The 23062-nt window shown below is 31.0% G+C and carries 17 protein-coding genes; 6 read left to right on the forward strand and 11 right to left on the reverse strand.

The genetic code is table 11. The annotated features are described in order from the left end of the window. Positions 1-58: 58 nt before the first annotated feature. The 3 genes from KM029_RS04900 to KM029_RS04910 form a co-directional block, all read right to left on the reverse strand. Complete coding sequence (locus KM029_RS04900; protein WP_158631162.1) at positions 59-235, reverse strand: tyrosine-type recombinase/integrase; 177 nt, start codon at positions 233-235, stop codon at positions 59-61. 13 nt (positions 236-248) lie between these two features. Further along, positions 249-746 (reverse strand): helix-turn-helix domain-containing protein, encoded by a 498-nt coding sequence (locus KM029_RS04905; RefSeq protein WP_144075649.1) that lies wholly within the window; start codon positions 744-746, stop codon positions 249-251. An 82-nt stretch (positions 747-828) separates the two neighbouring features. Continuing rightward, positions 829-1140 carry a hypothetical protein gene (locus KM029_RS04910; protein ID WP_144075650.1) on the reverse strand — a complete coding sequence of 104 codons (312 nt, stop codon included), beginning with the start codon at positions 1138-1140 and terminating at the stop codon, positions 829-831. Positions 1141-1458: 318 nt separating this feature from the next. Between KM029_RS04910 and KM029_RS04915 the strand changes: the two genes are divergently transcribed. Continuing rightward, on the forward strand, positions 1459-3036 hold the full coding sequence (locus tag KM029_RS04915; protein WP_144075651.1) for an arylsulfatase: 1578 nt from the start codon (positions 1459-1461) through the stop codon (positions 3034-3036). Between the two features lie 74 nt (positions 3037-3110). Further along, positions 3111-4079 carry a helix-turn-helix domain-containing protein gene (locus tag KM029_RS04920; protein ID WP_144075652.1) on the forward strand — a complete coding sequence of 323 codons (969 nt, stop codon included), beginning with the start codon at positions 3111-3113 and terminating at the stop codon, positions 4077-4079. Positions 4080-4344: 265 nt separating this feature from the next. Here KM029_RS04920 and KM029_RS04925 read toward each other — a convergent pair whose 3' ends face one another. Continuing rightward, positions 4345-7401: a caspase family protein gene (locus KM029_RS04925; RefSeq protein ID WP_144075653.1), complete on the reverse strand. Its 3057-nt coding sequence runs from the start codon at positions 7399-7401 to the stop codon at positions 4345-4347. A 466-nt stretch (positions 7402-7867) separates the two neighbouring features. Here KM029_RS04925 and KM029_RS04930 point away from each other — a divergent pair, with 466 nt between their 5' ends. After that, positions 7868-9712: a hypothetical protein gene (locus tag KM029_RS04930; RefSeq protein ID WP_184679465.1), complete on the forward strand. Its 1845-nt coding sequence runs from the start codon at positions 7868-7870 to the stop codon at positions 9710-9712. A gap of 112 nt (positions 9713-9824) precedes the next feature. On the opposite strand, the gene KM029_RS04935 is transcribed toward KM029_RS04930, so the two are convergent. Continuing rightward, a complete protein-coding gene (locus KM029_RS04935) occupies positions 9825-10379 on the reverse strand; it encodes an acetate uptake transporter (RefSeq protein WP_144072208.1) in 555 nt (184 codons plus the stop codon). A 480-nt stretch (positions 10380-10859) separates the two neighbouring features. Between KM029_RS04935 and KM029_RS04940 the strand changes: the two genes are divergently transcribed. Further along, positions 10860-12047, forward strand: a complete 1188-nt coding sequence (locus tag KM029_RS04940; RefSeq protein WP_144072209.1) for an acyltransferase family protein — start codon at positions 10860-10862, stop codon at positions 12045-12047. 103 nt (positions 12048-12150) lie between these two features. Next, positions 12151-13257 (forward strand): acyltransferase family protein, encoded by a 1107-nt coding sequence (locus tag KM029_RS04945; RefSeq protein ID WP_144072210.1) that lies wholly within the window; start codon positions 12151-12153, stop codon positions 13255-13257. 3 nt (positions 13258-13260) lie between these two features. On the opposite strand, the gene KM029_RS04950 is transcribed toward KM029_RS04945, so the two are convergent. The 4 genes from KM029_RS04950 to KM029_RS04965 all read right to left on the reverse strand — a co-directional run bounded on the left by KM029_RS04950 (position 13261) and on the right by KM029_RS04965 (position 16100). Beyond that, positions 13261-13500, reverse strand: a complete 240-nt coding sequence (locus tag KM029_RS04950) for a hypothetical protein (RefSeq protein WP_144072211.1) — start codon at positions 13498-13500, stop codon at positions 13261-13263. A 10-nt stretch (positions 13501-13510) separates the two neighbouring features. Then, positions 13511-14074, reverse strand: coding sequence for a sigma-70 family RNA polymerase sigma factor (locus tag KM029_RS04955; protein ID WP_144072212.1), 564 nt, complete (start codon positions 14072-14074; stop codon positions 13511-13513). 199 nt (positions 14075-14273) lie between these two features. After that, the gene (locus KM029_RS04960) at positions 14274-15185 is read right to left on the reverse strand and encodes a coiled-coil domain-containing protein (protein ID WP_144072213.1); all 912 of its coding nucleotides are present in this window, start codon (positions 15183-15185) and stop codon (positions 14274-14276) included. Between the two features lie 12 nt (positions 15186-15197). After that, positions 15198-16100 carry a coiled-coil domain-containing protein gene (locus KM029_RS04965; protein ID WP_144072214.1) on the reverse strand — a complete coding sequence of 301 codons (903 nt, stop codon included), beginning with the start codon at positions 16098-16100 and terminating at the stop codon, positions 15198-15200. A 311-nt stretch (positions 16101-16411) separates the two neighbouring features. On the opposite strand from KM029_RS04965, the gene KM029_RS04970 reads away from it, so the two are divergent. Then, on the forward strand, positions 16412-17242 hold the full coding sequence (locus KM029_RS04970; RefSeq protein ID WP_144072215.1) for a hypothetical protein: 831 nt from the start codon (positions 16412-16414) through the stop codon (positions 17240-17242). A 71-nt stretch (positions 17243-17313) separates the two neighbouring features. Here KM029_RS04970 and KM029_RS04975 read toward each other — a convergent pair whose 3' ends face one another. Together KM029_RS04975 and KM029_RS04980 are read right to left on the reverse strand one after the other, a co-directional pair. Then, on the reverse strand, positions 17314-18504 hold the full coding sequence (locus KM029_RS04975; RefSeq protein ID WP_240050273.1) for an efflux RND transporter periplasmic adaptor subunit: 1191 nt from the start codon (positions 18502-18504) through the stop codon (positions 17314-17316). A gap of 52 nt (positions 18505-18556) precedes the next feature. After that, on the reverse strand, positions 18557-22927 hold the full coding sequence (locus KM029_RS04980; RefSeq protein WP_184679466.1) for a CusA/CzcA family heavy metal efflux RND transporter: 4371 nt from the start codon (positions 22925-22927) through the stop codon (positions 18557-18559). Positions 22928-23062 lie beyond the last annotated feature (135 nt).

Here is a 23062-nt window from a genome sequence, read left to right on the forward strand (position 1 = left end):
TCTACATATTCTACACTTTTTTTCGATCTATTAAGCAGTTCATATTACTCTAATACAACTAATCACTTAATGCCATTCTTACTAGATCCATTTCTTTTTCCTTTGGAATATTGACATACTTCGCAAAACTTCTTTCATCTTTATGACCTGTAAATTTCATTACCGTTTTGGTAGGAACACCTTTTAATAAAAGACGAGTAGCGAATGTTCTCCTTCCTGTATGAGTTGTTATCAATTCATACTTAGGTTTATGGTGGGTGGGGTAAATAAAATAAAAACAGTTGTGCATTTCTCACTTTTCGTTTCAATTGCAAATGGGTATATAAGAATTCATACAACGGTTTATTGTCCATAAAATGATAGACTATAAAACCATAGTATTTATTGTATACTTTTCTTGGTCCCATGCGTCTCATTTTATAAAAAGGAGAAAAAATGTAATCGGCTCTGTGGGCATCGCTGTACCAACGTATTTTACAACGATCTGTATACAAAACGTACTTCTTTCTTTTATAATGAAATACAAAACTTCTCTTCTTTGTACTACTTGCTAACTTTTTACGAGCGATGGATAATTTTTGGGCATACGCCACTTCGTACCCTCCTTCTGGCTTACTGTTTCTTCTTAGTTCTCTGTAAACAGTAGAAGTTGCTACTTCTAATAAATGGGCAATTCCTTTTACGCTTATTTTAGCAGCATGGGCTACTTCTAATTGTATTCTTTGGTGGTAGGTTAAGTTTTTCATGATCATTAGCGTTAAAAAAAGTATTTCAAAAAAAACAGGCCTTTCGACCTATTTTCCATAACTTTCAATGTGTGTAATAAATTTAAACTGTTTTTAAACCGTAATCATTTACAGACCAACCTTGATTGTCTCCAAAAGAAAACGCTTCTTTTAAAACCTCTAAGATTTCTGCTTCCTGTACTTTTAAAACCTCCGCTTTAATACTGTCGTAAATAGTTTTTAACCTAGAAGCACTCGTGGTTTCTATGGCTTCTTGTTTGTCTTTAATTTGCAACTGTAGTTTTGCATTTTTATGTTCTAAATCAGCTATATCGTCAGCATCATCAACAGGATCTAATGCATTAGTTAATATACTTTTTGTTTTATTTAGTGAATGTAAAATGCTGGTGCTCAATTATTAAGAAAATAGAATACACGATTTATTGTTTCTATACTATAGCAACACATCATTTTATTGACAGAGAAGCTATTCTTATACTTGAATATAGAAGTATTGATTGAATCAGCTCTATTCTGCAGTCTCTTATGGTATAAGTAATCACGAACCTTTAGGTTAATTAAAAAACTGAACGTTTTCATCAAATTGATCTTTTTAGTAAAAAAAATTACTTTTTTAGTAAAATAAGGTCTTAATCTACACGCGTTTATTTAAATGTTACTCACAAAAAGTTTTATCAAACTAGCGTGAATAGTTAATTTAAATAGATACGTTATGAAGAAAATCACACTATTATCAGTAATATTTTTAATGCCTTTTTTACTGATGGCTCAGAAGAAAAAAGCCACAGAAAAACCAAATATCCTTGTCATTTGGGGAGACGATATTGGTGTGCATAACATCAGTAAATACAACCATGGAATGATGGGCTATCAGACTCCAAATATTGATAGAATTGGTAATGGTGGTGCAATGTTTACCGATTATTATGCTGAACAAACTTGTACTGCTGGTAGAGCGGCATTTATTACGGGGCAACATCCTTTTAGGACGGGTTTACTGACTATAGGAATGCCTGGTTCTGAACATGGAATTCCTGATTGGGCGCCAACTATTGCAGATATATTAAAAGATAAGGGGTATACATCTGGTCAATTTGGTAAAAACCATTTGGGAGATCAAGACAACCACTTACCTACAAACCATGGTTTTGATGAGTTTTACGGGAATTTATATCATTTAAATGCAGAGGAGGAACCTGAAGGTTATTATTACCCTAAAGACCCTGAGTTTAAGAAAAAGTATGGTCCTAGAGGTGTAATTCACTCCTATGCTGATGGTCGTGTTTCTGATACAGGTCCTTTGACTAAGAAAAGGATGGAAACAGTTGATGATGAAATTCTAGATGTTTCTTTAAATTTTATGGAAAAAGCACATAAAGAGGGAAAACCATTCTTTATATGGCACAATGCAACTAGAATGCATGTTTGGACACATCTAAAAGAAGAAACTGAAGGTAGAACTGGTGTTGGTGTTTATGCTGATGGTATGGTAGAACACGATGAACATGTGGGGAAATTATTAGATAAGTTAGAAGAACTTGGTATTGAAGACAATACTATTGTAATGTATTCTACTGATAACGGTGCTGAAACGTGGACATGGCCTGATGGTGGTTGTACTCCATTTAAAGGGGCTAAAGGTACAAACTGGGAAGGAGGCCATAGAGCACCAATGTTATTAAAATGGCCAGGAACTATTAAGCCAGGAACAATATATAATGATATTATTGCAGGCAATGATTTAATGCCAACACTAGTGGCTGCTGCAGGTGAAGAAAACCTTGTAGAGAAGATGAAAACAGGTTATACGGCTAATGGCAAAAAATGGAGAGTACATTTAGATGGATATAATTTTAAACCCTATTTTGAAGGGAAAGTAAAAAAAGGTCCACGTAATGAGTATATCTACTTCGGAATGGACGGACAGTTAAATGCAATACGTTATGGTGATTTTAAAGCTCATTTTAATATATGGCAAGGACCAAACGATTTATTTAATGGTCCATATACAACTCCTGCACAGATTCCTTATATCTTTAATTTAAGAGCTGATCCTTACGAAAGAGCACAAGAGTCTGGTGCCTATATGAAGTTTGCAGGTGAACAAATGTGGTTATTTGTGCCCTTACAACAAGTTATTGGCGACTTTATCAATACCGTTCCAGAATATCCTTTTCAAACAGGTAGCTCATTATCTGCTAGTGAGATTGATTACAACCTTTTCAGAAAACAAAGTTCTGCAAAACAAATTCAACAATTAGTCAACGACATTAATCAAATAAAAAAATAAAACTATTATAAGAAACACACTCATATCAAAAGGTGTGTTTCTTCTTTCTAATTAAATCTATTAATTTCATTCATATGAAGGTCGAAAATATATTTTCTTTTTATGAAGCATCTGAAAAAAGTATCCTCACTCAATTCCATGAGGTATTTGGTGGACAACGAGATGGAGAATCGTTGAAGGTGGCAACGAAATCTATAAAATTAAACTTATATCATTATGAGTTTATGGATGGATTGTCATTTTATATCAATGATTTTAAGTTTAAAGAAGATAACCAAATTATTACTATTGGCAACCCTGATACTCCTTCTTTAATAATGCGATTTGATTATAAAGGCAACATATTTGACAATATTGAAAAAAATACAATAGGAATAAATTCAGGCATGTTTTTATATGCTAACACAAAATCTTATGTACTTGAAAATAAAGGAGAAACTAATTATAAATGGTTTACTATTCGTATATCAAAAGAAGTAATAGAAAGAAATTTCACTATTTTATTACCCCTTTTTGATTTATTAGAAAACGATAATACTACATGGTTAATAGGTGACCTTATCCCTATGGAAGTCTTTTTATTTCTAAAAGATATTTTTGAATTATCCGATAGTGATACAGACGTTTACCGTAAAAGAATTATTATTTCAAGAGGTATAGAGTGCCTTGCTGTTTTTGCAGAAAGATTAATAAAAAGAGATCAACCCAAGAATCTTAATATTCACAAAGATGATTTAAATATATTATTACACATTAAAGATGATGTAATTAATAATTTATTAGAAATACCATCAATTGAAGAATTATCACTCAGATATGGTTATTCTTCATCAAAGTTTAAAAGAGATTTTAAGAAAGTTTTTGGGAAGCCAGTTCATAAATTTTATATTGAATTTAAACTTGAAAAAGCCAAGCAATTATTATTAAATGAAAAGCTTACAATAACAGAAGTTTCAAGAATAATAGGTTACAAATCTTTAGCAAAATTCTCATCTGCTTTTAAACAACAGTATGGTGTGTCCCCTAAAAAAATATCAATATAACAAGTAAGTTAAGCTTTAAATAATTAAAGAAATTATTTAAAGCTTACATCGTTTTTCATAAAACTCAGTACAGCACTAATAACTATTTGATTTACAGAGGGGTAAAAAAAACTATAAAAGCTATCTATAGATTCTCTCAAAAAAATACATTGTAACTAAATGCAGGACAATCCGTTTTCTTCATCTAAAAAATGGTGCACTCAATGCTAAATTTTAAAACTTATCCCCTCTTTACTATCTAAAATAATGAAAGGGAGGTTGCTTTTTAATTATCAATAAAAATTGGAAAATTCGGTACTCCATAAGGTATTATTGTTGTTGGAGATTGTCTACCAGAAGTTAATTCTTTTACTCTTCTAGATAAGTACCAATCTAAAGACTTAATATAAATAACTCCCTGATTATTTAGATCAGCTTCCCCTCCTAAACCATCTAATAATGCTTTTGTAAATGCTCCATTTTTCCATTGGTCGCTTTCTACAGATAACTGATTTCCTGTTGAAGATGTAAACACAATTGCTCCATTTTCCACATCAGATAATTCATTAATTGCTTTTGTGATATTAGTATTTACACTCCTAGTTCCATTTAAAACATTTCCAGAATGGCAAGTATCTATAAACATTACCACCTTTCCAGGGATGGTAGAAATAGTGTATTGAAATTCCCCAAAGAATAGACATGTTCTTCTTATGCTATTTAAATCTGCATCATGCGGTAAATAATAGAATGCTCCATTTCTATCGTTCATTCCATGACCAGCTACAAATATCATGGCAACATCTTTTTGTGTTGTTTCATTCTGAATCCATTCTAATGCATCTAAAATATTGCCTTTTGTCGCTTCGTTATCTGTTAGAAGTTTAACTTTAATATCTTGAAAAAGACCACTTTTCTGAGTGTCAATTAGTTGCTTAAAATCACTTGCATCTTTAGAACCGTATTTTAGGTCTAAATGATCTAATTTATAATTACTTACACCAATAGCTAATAAATAAAGATTTGGTTTTGGTTCATTTTCAACATCACCATTCCATTTTACTTTTACTGAAGACGGTTCGCTCCAACCGTTTTTATTTTTAGCAATAACTTGTAGTAAACAATCATTTTTAGGCAACGTAACTTCTAAAAGATTCACTTCTCCTTTTTTAACTTTTAACCCTCTAGTTTGCTCAAAAGTGCCTCCATCAATAAGTACCTTAACTTCTTCTATTTCTGCCCCATTTATTGATTGGGCAGTATATTCTAAAGCAATTGTATTTGTGGAAACAGGTTCGTCTGCTCTTGGGTATTTTATTTTAACAACAGGAGGTAAATTTTCTAGTACCTCTTTAGTATCAATAGACCTTGAAGTAAAAGTATGAGTAGATGTTTCGATATATTTATTGATTGTATCTGGTGCATAATAAAGATTTCTTAACCTCGATACATCATAAAAATATACTTTATCATCAGATACATTTACATGCCAACCTAAATATTTTTCTGCTCCAATTGCAGTATCATAATACCCTTTACTTGTATAAAAAATCCACTTACTATCCTCTGGAGAAATAAATAATGACAATAAGTATTCGTTCATTTTAGGGGGAGCATAAAAAATACCAAATTTAGGTTTGTTTTTATCAATGATGACTGTTTTAATAGCCCCATTTCTAGATACTTTAAACGTGTAGCTACCTTTTCTTCTTATTAAAGGTCTTAATTCTTCTTTCGAATTTATTTTACTACCATTTACTGTTAAAATAACATCATCTGGTCTTATTCCTGCTTTATATGCTAGTCCATCAATATTTACCTTAGACAGTGTTACACCTTCTCTTTTTTCAAACTTTGTACTGTACCACCTTACACTTCCGTCTTGTGAAAAAGTGACCAACTTGTCTTGATTTTTGGTAATGATTACATTAATAATTGGCGAGGGAACATCAATATGCCACACTATTTTTTTGTCCTTTGTTAAATAATATAATCCTCTATGTGTACCCATTGCAATGAATTTTCCATCTAGAGTAATATCTACTGCTTGACAAAACTCATACTCTTTTAAAAATGTTACTGTATCACCATTTATAACTGGCTGCATGGAATACTTCCAATTTTCAATTTTGATATCTCCCCTAGTATCACTTGAAGTGTAAATTACATCTTTAGCAGACGGCACAAAACTACGTGTACTAATATCAAAAAACATTTTAGTAGACCCATTAAAAAAAGAAAGTACATTTGCTTCTTTATTTATCTTAAAATCAGTTATTTCATTTTGATAAAAATTTAAACCCTTACTTTTTTTAATGTATTTTTCTTTCAATTTATGATCTACAAATACAATTTCTGGTAGACTTGTTAAAAATATATAGTTATCATGGTATTCCTCTATCATGGTGATAGCAGCATGACCTATTTTTTGAGTATTTTGTTTCCCTAATCCATCGTTACTAATCACTACTAAATTCGGACGTTCTTTAGAAACGGTATCATTAATAGCAACAAGTAGTTCATTTTTTTGGTTATGCTTAATTGCATTAATCCTGTATACATTCTTTATTATAATTTCATTTTCTAGCTTAATATTAAATGTTGCATCAATTTTATAATGTGATATTTTTTCACTGTTTAAATAAAAAACTGTGAAATACTCTTTATCACTAGTAAAAGATAGCCCTCTAGGTGATTCATATTGTGCTTGAATTTTATTATACAGTTTATATTGCTCATCATATTGATAAATAAAACCGTCTAAACAAGTAATAAATAGTCGGTGCTGAGGTCCAAAATCAATATCTCTAGTTTCATCTCCGAAATCATCTATTTTCTTTAATAATGAATACGCTCTACCATTTTTCTGATAAATAAGTACTTCATTTATCCCATACATCGATACAATAAGGTCTCCATTTTTACTATTGATATTTAAATCACTCACTACATTAGGAATTCCTTTTATCACCTGCTTTATTTCCCACTCCTGTGTATCAAAAATATAAATATTCTTACTTTGCTTATTTTGTCCAGTAAATCCACTTACTATTAACTCTTTCTCATCTTCAGAAAAAGCACAAGCGAATAACTTTCCTACTAATAAATTCCCAATGGGTACCCTTAGTGTCTTAATTAAAGTACCATTTGTACTATCCCATACCTTTACTGTTTTATCTTGAGACGTAGTAACGTAAAATTTAGAAGAAGTACATATATCCGTCATTTCTTCTAGATGCATTTCGTTACTCAATCTTAAGTGAATATCCTCTTGGGCATAAATTTTACCATAAAGTAAGTAAAAGAGTGTTATTAGTAAAAAACGTTTAGATACAATAGTCATTGCTAAAAATATTAGGTAAAATAATGCTGTAAAACTAATGTAATTTAATTACAATTAATAATAGAATTTACTGCTATCTTCCCCTTCTAACCTAGTACAATGTTATGGGGGATTTCATAATAAAAAAGGTACTTGTACTTTGTATTACTTAATTTTTAAACTTAAAAGTTTAAATTCTACTAAGTACGGTGAATAATATCCAACACCTAATGCGTACGTTGTAAATATGTAATAAAAGTATATTGATTAACTCACCTAAATAGTATCAAAGTCTACAAAAAAAGAGGCGGAATTCTTGCATGAATAATTAATTATTTTTCACATTCTTTGCGTATTAATTTCACATTTGTTAAGTTTAATGTATTAGAATCAATTATTTCTTTAATAAGACTAATTAAGAAATTTTGATAGACACTAATACAACCAATTTAAAAACAAATTTCACTATTACATTTTAACATCAACTATGTATTTTAAAGGACAACTATTGAAGTACGGCTTATTAGCCTCAGTACTTATTTCTTCATGTACAAATAAAATTGAAGAAGAACTCCAAACTGTTACAGAAGACATGCTGCCAACTTTTACAGTTACAGAAACAGAGTTTTTAAGAGGAACCTCCTCTTTAGAACTAAATGTCACAAATGAAAATGTAGACTTACTTACTATAGAAGACATCAAACTTCTATCAGGAGACCAAGAATTAGATGCTGTAGTAACTCAAGAAGACAACAAGTGGCAATTTACATTTGACTCAAAACAACTGAAAGACGGCATTCAAGACATTACTTTAACTTCTGAATTAGTTAGTGATCTAACGTTGCCACAAAATTCACTTTCTATTAATGCCGAAATTGAAGTAGATAACTATTTACCTCCCGTCTTTTTTGAACAAGGTTATGTAGAAAGCCTAAATAAAGAAAGTGTACGAATGATAGGTTCTACAAAATATCCTGGCAAAGGAATAGAAGTAAAAACACAATACACTGACAGATTTATAGGTTACACTTTTACTGATGAAGATGGAAAAGTACTCTCTGAATATTACAATGCTTCTACTAATAATGACTCGATAAAATTCTTGATACCAGAAGATAATCGTAATAGACATTTTTATTTAAAAGAGGCCATTTCTTATGAAGAAGATATTACTAGTACCGAATTATTTGATAATAGTATTACTAAATCACTAAAATCTTCACGAAAAGTATACTTCACAGCAATTAATTCAAATATAGAAACACCTCTTACAAATACAATAGCTACTTCAAATTCAGATGTTGAAAATACACCAACAAAACGGGTAATCGTTGGTCTTGAAAAAGAACTAAAAGATCAAATTAATATTTCTTGTGGATATAAGAATGGAGAAGAGATAAAACAAGAAACAGTAGATGATATTACTTATTATTCTATTCCATTACCGGTTGAAAATATTTCCAGAGATAATCAGTATAATAGAGTATTTACTTTTAGCGGACAAACTAGAGGTTATACTACAGAAGAAGAGGCCAAAGGCTTCAATATTCTAACAGATTTCATGAATGATAATGATACAATTATCGTCACAATGGACGACCTAAATCCACCATATAAAATTACTTTTGATACGGATGAATCAAAATATATTTATTTTGAAGCACTCGTAACTATTGGAGAAAATAAGCTACTGTATTATCCTCATTTTACAACAGTAATTACTAGTACTGAAATGAAGCATTACTGTTTTAATAATATTAATGTTTCTGATAATGATATCAAGTTTATAACTGAAAATCTTGAATATTTTGAAGGCGGCTATTCATTGCTTGTTAATCACCTTGACGGTTTAGATATTAGTAATAGTAAATTTATTAATGAAAGTGATATTAATATTTCACAAACAGCTGATTTAGTTTCTTTATCTCGTCCATTATTTACCGATATAAATGTGGAGATGAACCTTAATAAGCAGTCTTCTCAACAAATTAATGACAAACAATATTCGTATATTGAAAAGTATACTTCAAATTCAGACCTAGATAGGGTTCTCACGAATGTAGATGTTATCGACGAACAAATTTTAACATTAAATAATGCTGCCTTTACTTCTATTCAAACACTGGAGTCTCATCAGTTTAATATTTTATATAATTCCATGAATGCAAGATTAGAAGATGGGCACTTTTGGATTATTAAAAATTATTCTCCTAGTAGTAACTCTAGAATTAACGGTCCTTATACAATTAAGGAAATGATAGCAATAGAACGTAAAAATGTAGCTTTAGAACAAGCTTATAAACAAGGAATGGTTTTAACTGATATAAAATAGTAGAATAAAATCGTTTTTTTTAGAACATTAAAAACGAGTTCCCCTCTCAAATAAAAAAGCTACCTAAAACAATTTTGTCTTAGGTAGCTTTCTTACAGTTATATTCGAATAATTATTTAACAATCTTCTTCCCTAACGGAAGAACAACCCTATCTGCCAATTCATTAATAATAGCTGCGGCCATCATATACCATGCTGATAATGCACAAATAATAAGGTCGATTGCTGCAATTGTTTTAAACGCTGGAGACACAAAATGCTCTAATACTAGGAATAAAAATCCAAGTAAAAGTGTTCCAAATGTAACTGCCATTGCGGTATGTATACGTAAGCTACCTACAAACATAATTGCTGTATAAAGCATCCAAGCTAATAAATAAAAACCTACATCTGTGTGGCTAGATTCGTAAACACCATAGTGATTACATAACCAAATAATACACAACCCCATCCAAAATGCTCCATAAGATACAAATGCTGAAAAGCCGAAACTATTTCCCATTTTTTGCTCTTGGAAGCCCGCTATAAATTGTGCTAAACCTCCAAAAATCACTCCCATAGATAATACAGGACCTAAACCTATCCATCCTAAATTATGGAATTGCAATAATAATGTCGTTAAGCCAAAACCAGCTAAACCCACTACTGCAGGATTGCCATTTTTCATTTTATAAAAATTTAATAATGTTCAATAAAAACTCTCTATAGTAATAGTCTTGCTGTTTTTTGTGGGGTCGGCAAAAGTATGCAATAATATAGAAAGTTCTAGTTAATGAAATGTAACTCTAAAACTTAACGTCAAAAGGGAGATTTAAAGACGATGTAAATTTAAACTTTACGTTGTAGATTCTAAATATAAATTTTGACTTCATATTTATCATCCATTTAAAATAGTAAAGCTACTCTTTTGCTGTTATTAGTCTATTAGTACTCTTCCATTTTATTAAAACTATCAAATGATTAATCATTCATTATCAACCTAATACAGAATCATAACAAAGTACATAACCAATGCTGTTATTCACACATTTTATTTGATATTATACAACTTCGCTCCTATATTTACGGCACTAGAATAATCAGCTACTCTCTCTAAATATAACAACTATCTAAACTGTGCGAGTTTATGATGGACAAAAAACTAATAATGAAAAATCTCATTCAAAACTCAGAACGATTACACTCCTTAGATGCATTAAGGGGTATTATGATGCTTTTAGGATTAATTATTCATTCTGCCGTTACCTATGGTAGTGCAGACTATGGTGGTGCTTGGAGGTTAAAAGACCCACTAACAACTCATTTTGCAAATGATTATATCGCTTTACTAATACATGTTTTTAGAATGCCGATATTTTTCTTAATTGCCGGCTTCTTTGGTGCTTTATTATTTTATGACAAAGGAACTCTAGGAATGTTGAAGAACAGATTTAAGAGAATTCTACTTCCCTTTCTTGTCTTTTTACCAATTTTAAATTTTTGCTTAATTATTGGTTTTAAATACACTATGGGAGTGTTTGATAATGATGTTACGCCATTTTTATCAGCCATTCAAATTTTTGAAAATCCTTTGGCATTTATCCCATTAAGTACATTCCACTTATGGTTTATGTATTATTTAATTCTGATTAGCTTATTTTTTGTAGGTTTTGGCTTACTTTTTAAGACCGTTCCACATGTTAGTGAGCTAATAAAAGACAAGTTTTCTATTGTAATACAAAATCCGTTACTACGTCTTACTTTATTTCCTTTGTGTTCTTATGGTGTATATCTTTTTATTGGTATTGAAAGAGTGGAAACATCTACTTCATATATTCCAGATGTAAATACTTTCGTTTTCTATTCTTCATTTTATCTAGTGGGGTGGTTACTGTTTAAGTCAAAAGAACAACTTGATAGTTTAAAAAAATGGGATTGGTTATCTACAATTTTGGGTTGTGTACTTTTTTCAATTCAATTTTTTAATTATACCTCTTTCGGTTTCCAAGAACTTATTATTATCAATTCATTTATGGGTTGGTTATTTTGTTTTGGCATTACAGGACTTTTTATTCGGTATGCAAGTAAACATTCGGCAAGAATGCGTTACATTTCTGATGCATCATATTGGGTATATCTCGTTCATCTTATTTTCTCTGCATTTTTACCTGGAATGATCGTTAATTACCCGATTCCATCTACTGCTAAATTTTTACTAGTTGCTAGTATCACGGGTATTGTCTGTTTTACATCATATAAGTATTTTGTTAGAGGATCTTTTATAGGGAAATTCTTGAATGGTAAGAGATATACATCAAAAAAACCATCTAAGATGAAACAAGCCCCTTTAAATTAAAGGTGTTATTCTTATAAAAAACGACATTGAATCATTTCTAATCGTTTTTCTTTTTCTCAGAATACAGTTATCTTCCATAGATTAAAATATTAATAGAATAACTATGGGAAAAGTAACGCATATCACATCTTTAACACCTTTAAGGGGTATTGCCGCTTTATGGGTAGTTTTATTTCATATAGATGTGAGTACGTACTACCGAGACCTAGGAGCAATTCTACCTAGAGAAGCCACTGGTTTATTTTCCAAAGGCTATCTCTGGGTAGATTTTTTCTTTTTATTAAGTGGCTTTATTATTTATCATGTATATGGTAAGTTATTTACTGAGGGAGTCGATTTTCACAAAGCAAAAAAATATATTTGGAGTCGATTTACACGTATTTATCCGTTACACTTATTTACTTTATTAATTGTACTTATTGGTACAATGGTAGTTACTCACTTCTACCCTCAGATAGAAGAAGATGGTAGTTGGACAACCTATTTTGCAACATCCGCTTTACCCGGTCAATTCCTAATGTTCAATGCCATGAACACCTATCATTTTCTTTCATGGAACATGCCCTCTTGGTCTATAGGAGCTGAATGGGGAACCTATCTTCTTTCTATTTTCTTTTTACCTTTTTTAGGACGTCAAAATAAGATTTCTTTACTGTTTACTTCTCTTGTTGCCTATTTAGGCTTGTACCTTTTAGTAAAATTACATCCTAACCATTCTTTAGATATTACGTGGGATTATGGTTTTTTACGTTGCTTATTTTCGTTTATAATTGGCGTGAATTTGTATAGAGTTTATATTTGGGAACACGGTAAAGAGCAATTATCAAAAGATTCAATATTCGTTATTTTACTCGTCACAATATTTCTTGGGTTTCATTTTAAACTTTATGATTTAATTTTTATACCTCTATTTTCACTATTAATTCTTTCAGCAGCCTACAACACTACCAAAGTTAAAGCTATATTAGAAAAACCTATTTTTAATTATTTGGGTAAAATCTCCTACTCCATTTACCTTATTCATGGATTAGTTTTTTTCTTTTTCTGGTTCCAGTTTCCACATTGGAAATTGGCTTTTGGATGGGACATAATGCCTTCTTTATGGAGAATCGCCTATATATTTACTTTTTTAGGTAGTACTATCTTATTGTCTATATTAAGCTATCATTTTGTAGAAGTAAAAGCTAGAAATTGGCTTAGAAGAAAGTGATTATTATTCATTTAGTTTTCGAATAATTGCTTCTTTTTTCTCCTCTGATAGGTGAACATTGACAGTATTATGTTGGCTAACATATTTCTTTAATGTTTGATCTATCTGCTTACTCATTACTTTATATTTTTTACATGTAGCACAGAGTAATACATGAAATTTTAGTTTTAAGCTCTCCATAAATGAGATTGAAGTAGCCTCTTTTTTATCAATAAGCATTGCTGCATGATTACAAGATATCATCGTATTTTTATTAAGATTTAAACCAGTTATTTTCTAAGCAATTTCTCAAATTTAATTTTGCTCTATGAATCACCTGCCAATAATTTGACGTTGTAATTTGTAATTCCTTACAGATATCGTCAGCCTTTTTTTCTTCAATATATTTTGATTGGATTGCCTGTTGCCATCTATCTGGTAGTTTTTCTATACAAGTAGCTAAAGCAGAAGTAAATTCTTCATCATCTAATAAATTGTGGTCTATAGTATGCCAAGTTGAAGGATTATTTTCGGGATTCCAAGTGCCTTTTTTAACATCAAAAAAGTTAAGTTCTTCTTCATTAGTAGATTGATATGAGCGTTTCTGTTTTCTGAAATAATCCATTAGTTTATTCCTCAGAATTGCATGTAACCAAGTTTTAGGCGAGCTTTTTCCTTCAAAGTTAGCCATTGCTTTGTGTGCAGAAATGAAAGTCTCTTGAATGAGATCTTCTGCTACATCCACTTTATTTGTTTTTTGTACAGCCCATCTAAAAAGATCATTAGAATAAAGATGTACCCACTCTGTAAGCTGGTCTGTTTGTGATTGAGTATTCATGATTTATTTGTCATCTGTACTTGTTATTTTGATAAAAATTTAATTTATCATTCTAAACTAATACATCAATTAGACAAAGAAAAACGAACGAATAATCTTTTTATAATCTGAATAAATTACTACTTCATAAAAAAGGCCTCCCATTCTTTTCAATTTGAGTAAGAATGAAAGGCCATATATTGTTATTAAGATTTAAATACTACTTAGCTATTTTTACTTTAGTAGAATATTCATTGAATTCAGCATCAGTGATTAAACCCTCACTTTTTAAATCCATTAATAAAAATTTTATAGGATTTTTGTGATTATCAACAATAGAAACCCAGTTCACCAATAAATTTCGATCTAATTTCTTTTCTACCGCATCTAAATCCGCTCTAATTTTAGTGCTTTTATCCCTTAATAGTGGTTGTTCTGCAGCTATTTTAGAACTTTCTTTAGTATATAAATTTATATCAAACTGAATATTAATCTTCTCCGAATTCAATTTATTTAACGTTGGAAGTTCAGCACTTTTCGCTTTTTTATTTCTCGAATATAAATCATTTGATGTTTGCAGAATAGCTGCATTCACTTTATTTAATTGATCATATCTATCTGACAAGACACTTTTTAATTTACCTAATTCATTTTTAACCGCTAATATTTTAGCATCATGATCTTTCTTTGTCTTAATTATATGAGCTAAATCATCGTAGATTTTATCTAATTCTGTATTTATATCATTAAGCGTTTTTTGAAGCTTGACAATTTCAGGATCTTTTGATGCCAAAATAGCCTTTAAATCTTTATTGAGTTGAACTGACTTTGCTAATGATTTATTGTATTCTGCCTTTGAAACATATTTTTTTGTATCAAAATTTTGATTCTTTAGCTCATTATCCAGATTAACTTTAGCCTTTTTAATTTCATTTTCTTTGGTATTAAGCTCTTCTTTCTTTGTGTCAAATTCAGAAGTAGCTGTAACAATACCTTTATTTATAGCTAAAATTTCTGCTTGCATTTTAGCTATTTCTTTAGAATTATCAGGAAAGATACTATTATTACTCTCTTTCTCTTTACAAGAGAATAAACTGATAATCAGAACAATTGAGATTAATATATTCTTCATAACTTTTTAAGTTTAAAATTTCAGTCTAAATTTTTCTATTTCTGTCTTATAATCAAGTGAAGAAGTTGATGCATTTGGTTTTCCATCTATTAAAGATTTCAGATTATCTAATTCTGAATTCATTACCTTGATCTTATTTTTATACTTATCAGTTATTACAATATTATCTTCAATTTTCTTTATACTTTTTTTATAGTCATCAATTTCTTTAATGTATAAACCATTAATTTGTTTCTTGATTCTTTCATTTTCAGCTTTAATTCTTTGAGCATCTTGTTTTAGCCTATTATTTTCAGCCGTTAAAGTGGCGCTCTTAGATTGAATCTGTTTTAATTCCTTATCATATTTATCTTTCTCATCTACTAATTTAACTTTTGCTACTTTTACTTCTGTTTCTTTTGATAAAATATCTTTTTTAACGTTCTCAATATCAGTTAAAATAGTACTATATATATTTTTATCGGAAGATGTAATAAGGTACGTCCCTTTAGCAATTGAATGCCATTTTAGTTGATTATCACGTGTGATTTTAGCTGTTTTTATTAACTCTTTTAGACCTTTAATAACTTTTGAGTTATCGCCTGATTTAATAAGCGTAATTTGGCTTTCAATATCTTTATTCTTATTCTCAATTGCCATAAGGTCGGTTTTCAAAACATATGTACTTAAGTTTGTATTTCCTTTAGCAACATTCGATAAATCATCTTTTATTGTTGAGAGTTCTTTATCTTTTAATAAAAGATTTTTTGATATCTCTTTTAAATTTTCTGCAAGCTCCTCTTTTTTCGATTTTGCCTCATCAAGTTGTTTCTGTAATTCTGCAATAGTTACTTTACTATTTACATTATTACCAAAACTTGTCAATGTCAAGAATACCGATAAACATGCAATAGTAATGAATTTGAGTTGTTTCATCTTTGTTCTGTTTAAATTTATAACTCTAAGACAAAACGTGAGAAAGATTAGCCAAAAAAGGGGTGTTAACCATCCCAAACAAGCTTTCAAAATATTACTTACCAGACGTTTAACCAAAAAAAAATAGCAACATTTATATAAAATTGCTGTAAAACTTGAACTAACATTTTTGACATCCTAAACCTGATAATTTGATGCACCAAAATTGTTAATCTGTTTTAACTTATAGATTTTTTAATCTTAAATATTCCTATAAAAAAGGGCTACTTCCACTCCCAAATTGTCATCATCATAACACTAAAACTATTATTATGAAAAACATTATCATGTTCCTATTTTTTACAACAATTTTAGCTCCGCCAATATTTGGACAAGGTAAAATTGATCAAGTTAAAAGGAATACAAAAAAGAAAAAAATTACGTATTACTATGGCCCTTCTAGTTCATCTTCTAATTACAAGTCCACTTCACATAGTAGTAACAATTCATCTCTAGGGGCATCTATTATTAGCGGAATATTTATTGGATTAGCATCTTTAATTCCATCTGAAAGAGGTTTAGCAGAAAAACATGGTGCTCCAATGGGATTACAATATTACCCCTATATGGAAAAAGGAAACGGAAAATATACTCGTAATGAAACAAAAGACACACCAAATACTATAGTAACTGATGCCGGTATTTATTATGAGTCTCAGCAATTGTTTGGTTTAGATGCAATGGCACAATTTAACCTATCTAGAAAAATAAGTTTTTCTGCAAATACCCTACTCATGCGAGAAAAATTTGAAGATAAAAAAGCTGATATTATGGGTACATTAAATCTAAATGCAGCCTACCATTTATTTACATATACTGGTTTAGATATGTGGCTTGGAGGTGGTTTCTCGCATCTATTTTTAGAAAATGGATTTTCTGGGGCAAACTTTAATATTGGTACAGAAATCTTTATTGCCAAACCCGTTTCGTTATATACAAATTGGTATTTTGCTGGGTTATCAGACAATGTAAATTATACGCAAGGTTTGATTGGAGCAAGAACCTACATTAAAAATACTTTCATAAAAGTAGGTTATCAATTTTCGACAATTACGGGCGTTACTTTTAAAGGATTAAATGTTGGTCTAGGTATTGTCATCTAATAAAAAAATCTCATAAGCAAAGTCTTTATACCTAAGCTTATGAGATTTTTACGTTCTCTTTATTCCTTCAATTAATGCACATGTTCAGCTTCAGATTTTTTCATCTCGGCCATTAAATAATAAGCATTATTAAGTGCTACTTTTGCATCAGAATTTATCTCTTTTAAAAGCTTGACCTGAGCAAAACCATTGTCTTTTGAACCAACAATTACTTCTTGAGGTTTAAAAGACCATTCATTACCTTCAATTTCTGCAGTAAAGAAATACATCTTATCACCTTCTTGTACCAAAGCTTCTTCAGGCAAGGCCAAAGTTAATTTATCATTCACCATAATTTTACCTCTCACATACGTACCCGGTAATAGTTCATCTTTTTGGTCAATAATATCTGCATGTAAATGAATTGCTTTTGGGTCATTCTCAAAAGATTTACCAATATTAAAAATCTTTGCTCTCATAGCTACATCAGGTTTTATCTCTGTTTTAAAATAAACATTCTGACCTACTTCTACTTTAGCAATATCTTTTTCGTATACCATTAAATCTACATGAATATCATCTAAATTAATCACTTCAAAAAGTTCCTTCTGTGGGTCTACATATTGTCCTGTTTTCACCTCTACTAACTTAATATACCCACTTAATGGACTTACAACAGGAACGTTCTCGTAAATATGTCCTTCCTGAATTCTTTTCAAATTAAGACGTAACATTTTTAATTGAGCTTCTAAACCTTTTACATCGCCACGCATTGCGTAATATGTTGCAGAAGACTTCTGGTATTCTCTACCCGAACCTACATTTTCATCAAATAATTTTTTCTGACGCTTGTAATCTTCTTCCATAAACTTCAACTGATTCCATTTACTTGTATAATCTGTCTGAAGTCTTATCAAATTAGGATGGTTTAGATAGGCTAAAACTTGCCCTTTTTTAATTTTTTCTCCTTCAATAACTTTGATACTAATTACATTCGCACCAATAACTGCAGTAACTGCTGCCTCATTCTGAGGAGGAACTTCTAGAGTACCATTGGTTAACACATAATCTCCAATATGCATTGTGGGCATTTTGCCAACTTCCATGTCCATACTTTTGTATTGTAACATAGATAGGTGAACTTCCTCTTCGTGTTCTCCATGTTCTTCTGCTTCTCCATGTTCATGCCCTGCCCCATGTTCGTGAGCATCTTCTGATGTTTCTGTTCCACAAGAAGAAAGGAAGAGAACCATTAAACTGAATATATATATTGTCTTTTTCATGATCTATTTCTTTTGATGCTTTTACACATCTACTATTTTATATCTAAAATTCTTAATTACCCACTACGTATTCTAACTGAATAATTGCTTGATTGTAATTATTTAATGTAGTGAGGTATTTGTACTTCAGCTCCAAACTCTGATTCACGTTCTGGAAATACTCAACATAGTTAATTGCCCCGTTTTCGAAACTTTTCTGTGCATTATCAATCACACGTTCTACTTGTGGTAAAGCCTTTGTTTCGTAGTATTCTAAGCTACCTGTTAACTGTAATATTTGTTGACCAAGGCGAGTGTACTGTCCTTCTAATTGAATTTTATATTGTTCTGCACTTATTTGTGCCATTTGAGCTTTTAACTTGGCTGTATTTACTTTTGCCTTACTAGACCCATAAAACAAAGGGATAGCTACACCAAAAGAAACACCTTGAAAACGATCTGATGAAGTTGCAATTCCGCCATCTGAGGTAGCTGCTCCAATCATAGAGTTATTAAAGTACCCTACATTTAACCCTGGTAGCATTTCTGCAGATGCTACTTTCTTTTCTGCGTTTGCAATATCTATTTGTTTCTGAGCATATGCTAAAAGTGGGTTGTTAGTCACTTCTTCTACACTTCTTGTAAACTCCACTTTTCTTTTTTCTAGTAACTTTGGTTTAAACACATACCCAACAGTATCTTGAAGTAAAACCCTCAAAGTATTTTGCTGAATTTGAATATCAGACGATAAAAGAAATAAGTCATTTTGTATTTGCATTACTTGCGTTTCTGCAGATGCCTTTTCTAAAAAATTGGTGGCCTGTGTTTCATACCTAAGTGTTGCAGCGTATAAAAATCGTTGATATAGACTATCCTGAAATAATAACAATTCCTGTCTTTCCACTAAATAAGTTAGTTCATACCATGCAGCACGAATTTCTTTTTTAATTTCATTTTGCGTCATTATCAATTTGATTTCACTTCCAGAGATTTTTTCTTTCGCCAAACTTTTTTGCTTAGAATAGACGGTTGGAAAATCAATATTCTGATTAATCTCAAAAGCTAAATCATTATTAAAACTATTGTACTGTCCATATTGTGCAGTAATTTTTGTTTTATTGATGTCTATAGCCGCTCTTTTTCCTTGTTCTTGAACTTCTATATCAGCAGTGGCAATTTTTATTTGTCCATTTTGCTGAACACCTACTTCAATTGCTTCTTCTAAAGTTGATATAACATTTTGAGGCCTTTCTTGTGCTTGCACAGCTGTTGGAAGAATAAAAAAGCTACCAATTAAGCCCCCCACTAATAGTACTACTGTTGGACTAACTTTCAATTTGTTTCTATTTTCTATCATTTGATACAGAATTGGAATCACTATTAATGTTAAGAGCGTTGATGTAATCATACCGCCAATAACCACCGTAGCTAACGGCTGTTGTACCTCGGCTCCTGCTGAAGTAGAAATTGCCATTGGTAAAAAGCCTAAGATATCCGTTAAGGCTGTTAATAAAATAGGGCGTATTCTTCGTTTTGCTCCTATAGTTATTCTCTCTTTAATATCCGTTACTCCCTCTTCTTTCAATTCGTTCCAACCTTCTATAAGTACTAAACCATTAAGTACAGCCACTCCAAATAGCACCACAAAACCAACACCTGCAGAAATACTAAATGGCATACCTCTTACCCACAAACCAAAAATACCACCAATGGTAGCAAACGGAATTGCCATGTTAATCATTATTGTCTCTTTCCAAGATCTTAACGCAAGAAATAACAAGAAGAAAATTGATGCTAAAGCAATTGGAACTACAATTTTTAATTTTTTTGAGGCTCTTTCTAAATTTTCGAATTGACCACCATATCGGATAAAATATCCAGCAGGAAGATCTAATTCTGTATCTAATTTTGATTTAATATCGTCTACTACAGATTCTATATCTCTACCTCTAACATTTACTCCAACATATGTTCTACGTTGAGTATTGTCTCTACTTATTTGCATTGGACCTAGCTCATAATCAATATCAGCCACTAAATACAATGGAATTTGATTACCATTAGGTATGGTAACATATAGTTCTCTAAGGTCTTCTATACTTTCACGTTCTTGTTTATCTAAACGTACTACTAAATCAAATCGCTTTTCTCCTTCAAAAATCATCCCTGCAGATCTCCCTGCAAAAGCCGTTTGGATCAAGACATTTAGTTCGTTAATTGAAAGACCATATTGAGCTAATTTCTGACGTTTATATTTTACAGCTATTTGTGGCAAACCAGCAGTTGCTTCCACTTTCATATCACCAATACCATCAATATCATTAATAATTCTAGATATTTCTTCTGCTTTATTGGCTAAAATAGCCAAGTCTTCGCCAAATAATTTGATAGCAATATCTTCTCTTACACCAGAAATAAGTTCGTTAAAACGCATTTCAATAGGTTGTGTAAACTCAAAGTTTACACCAGGAACAACAGATATTTTTGCTTTTATCTTATCAATTAACTCTTCTTTGGTTGATGCAGAAGTCCACTCCTCTTTTGGTTTTAAGATCACTAAACAATCTGCAACATCCATTGGCATAGGGTCTGTAGGTACTTCGGCAACTCCTATTCTACTCATTACTTGCTCAATTTCGGGAAAATTATCTTTCATAATTTTCTCTATCTGAGTAGTCGCCATTATTGTTTCGTCTAAAGAAGAACCAGGTTTCATTATTACATGGTAGGCAATATCACCTTCATCCAATTGTGTCATGAATTCTCCACCTAAGGTAGAAAAAATGTACCCTGCACCTACTAGAGTAACTAAAGATACAGCAATAATAGTTTTGCCATGGTTTAATGCTGTTTGAAGAATAGGAGCATAAAAATTTTCAATTGCTCTTACTATCTTATCACCAATATGTAATTTTGTAGATGGTTTTACCTTTATAAATAACGATGACACCATTGGTACATACGTTAAACATAAAATCATTACCCCAATCATAGCAAACATAAATGTAAGTGCCATTGGAATAAACATTTTACCTTCTACACCTTCTAATGTTAATATTGGTGCAAAAACAATAAGAATTATCAACTGCCCAAAAAACGCTGAATTCATCATTTTACTAGATGCCTTAAACGTTGTTTCATCACGTTCTTGCTGTGTCAGCATGGTTTTACCTACAATCTGCTTATGAAGCATAAAGACTGTAGCCTCAACAATAATTACAGCTCCATCTACTATAATACCAAAATCTATTGCTCCTAAACTCATTAGGTTTGCCCATACATCAAACTGATACATCATCATGAAGGCAAATAATAGAGATAACGGTATTGTAGAAGCGACAACCAAACCACCTCTCCAGTTACCTAATAAGAGCACAAGAATAAAAATGACAATCAAAGCCCCCTCAATTAGGTTATTTCTAACTGTTGTTGTTGTCTTTTTAATTAACTTATTTCTTGCTAAAAACTCTTTAATCTGAACACCTTCTGGCAATGATTTTTGAATAAGAGCCACTCTATCTTGTACTGCTTTAATTACATCACTAGAATTTGCTCCTTTCAGCATCAAAATCATACCTCCTACTGCTTCACCTTGCCCTTCTTTGGTAAGTGCACCATATCTAACAGCGTGCCCAAAATGAACTTTTGCTATATCTCTAATTTTGATAGGAATACCCTCTTGATTCTCTACTAAAATATTTTCTATATCTTCTAGAGACCTTGCCAAACCTTCTCCTCTGATAAAATTGGCTTTATGATTTTTCTCTATATATGCAGCACCCGAATTTTGGTTATTAACTTCCAAGGCATCAAACACTTGAGATAAAGAAATACCCATCGATTTTAATACATCTGGTCGTACCGCAACTTCATATTCTTTGATGTAGCCACCAAATGCATTTACTTCTACAACACCCGAAACCATTGCCATCTGACGACGAACAATCCAATCTTGAATGGTACGAAGGTCTGCTAAAGAATACTGATTGCGGTATTCTGGAGCTACATCTAATGTATATTGATAAATTTCTCCTAAACCTGTACTAATTGGCCCAATAAAAGGTTCTCCAAAACCTTTTGGTATATTTTCCTTTACTTCAGCGAGTTTTTCTTGTACTAATTGCCTAGGGAGGTATGTTCCAATATCATCAGAAAAAACAATGGTCACCAAAGACAAACCTGATCTACTTACCGATCTGATTTCTTTTACCTCTGGTAAATTAGACATTGCTAATTCCACAGGGTATGTGATAAATTGTTCTATTTCTTCAGTACCCAAACTTGGGGCTTGTGTAATTACTTGTACCTGATTATTTGTAATATCTGGCACAGCATCTACAGGAACATTCATTATGCTCCAAATACCACCACATAACCATGCGATGATAAATATTCCAATAAACAGTTTATTATTTATTGAAAATGATATGATTTTATTAATCATAAAAATGAAATTGATTGTAGTAGATAAATACTATAATTAAATGACTACTAACTACTTAAAAAATAAAATAGTTAGATTCTCATCACTATTACAGTGTAGATATCAAATGCTTGAAAATGAATATTAGTGTATAAA

Origin of the sequence: Flammeovirga kamogawensis (genome assembly GCF_018736065.1) — a bacterium.
Lineage (GTDB): Bacteria > Bacteroidota > Bacteroidia > Cytophagales > Flammeovirgaceae > Flammeovirga > Flammeovirga kamogawensis.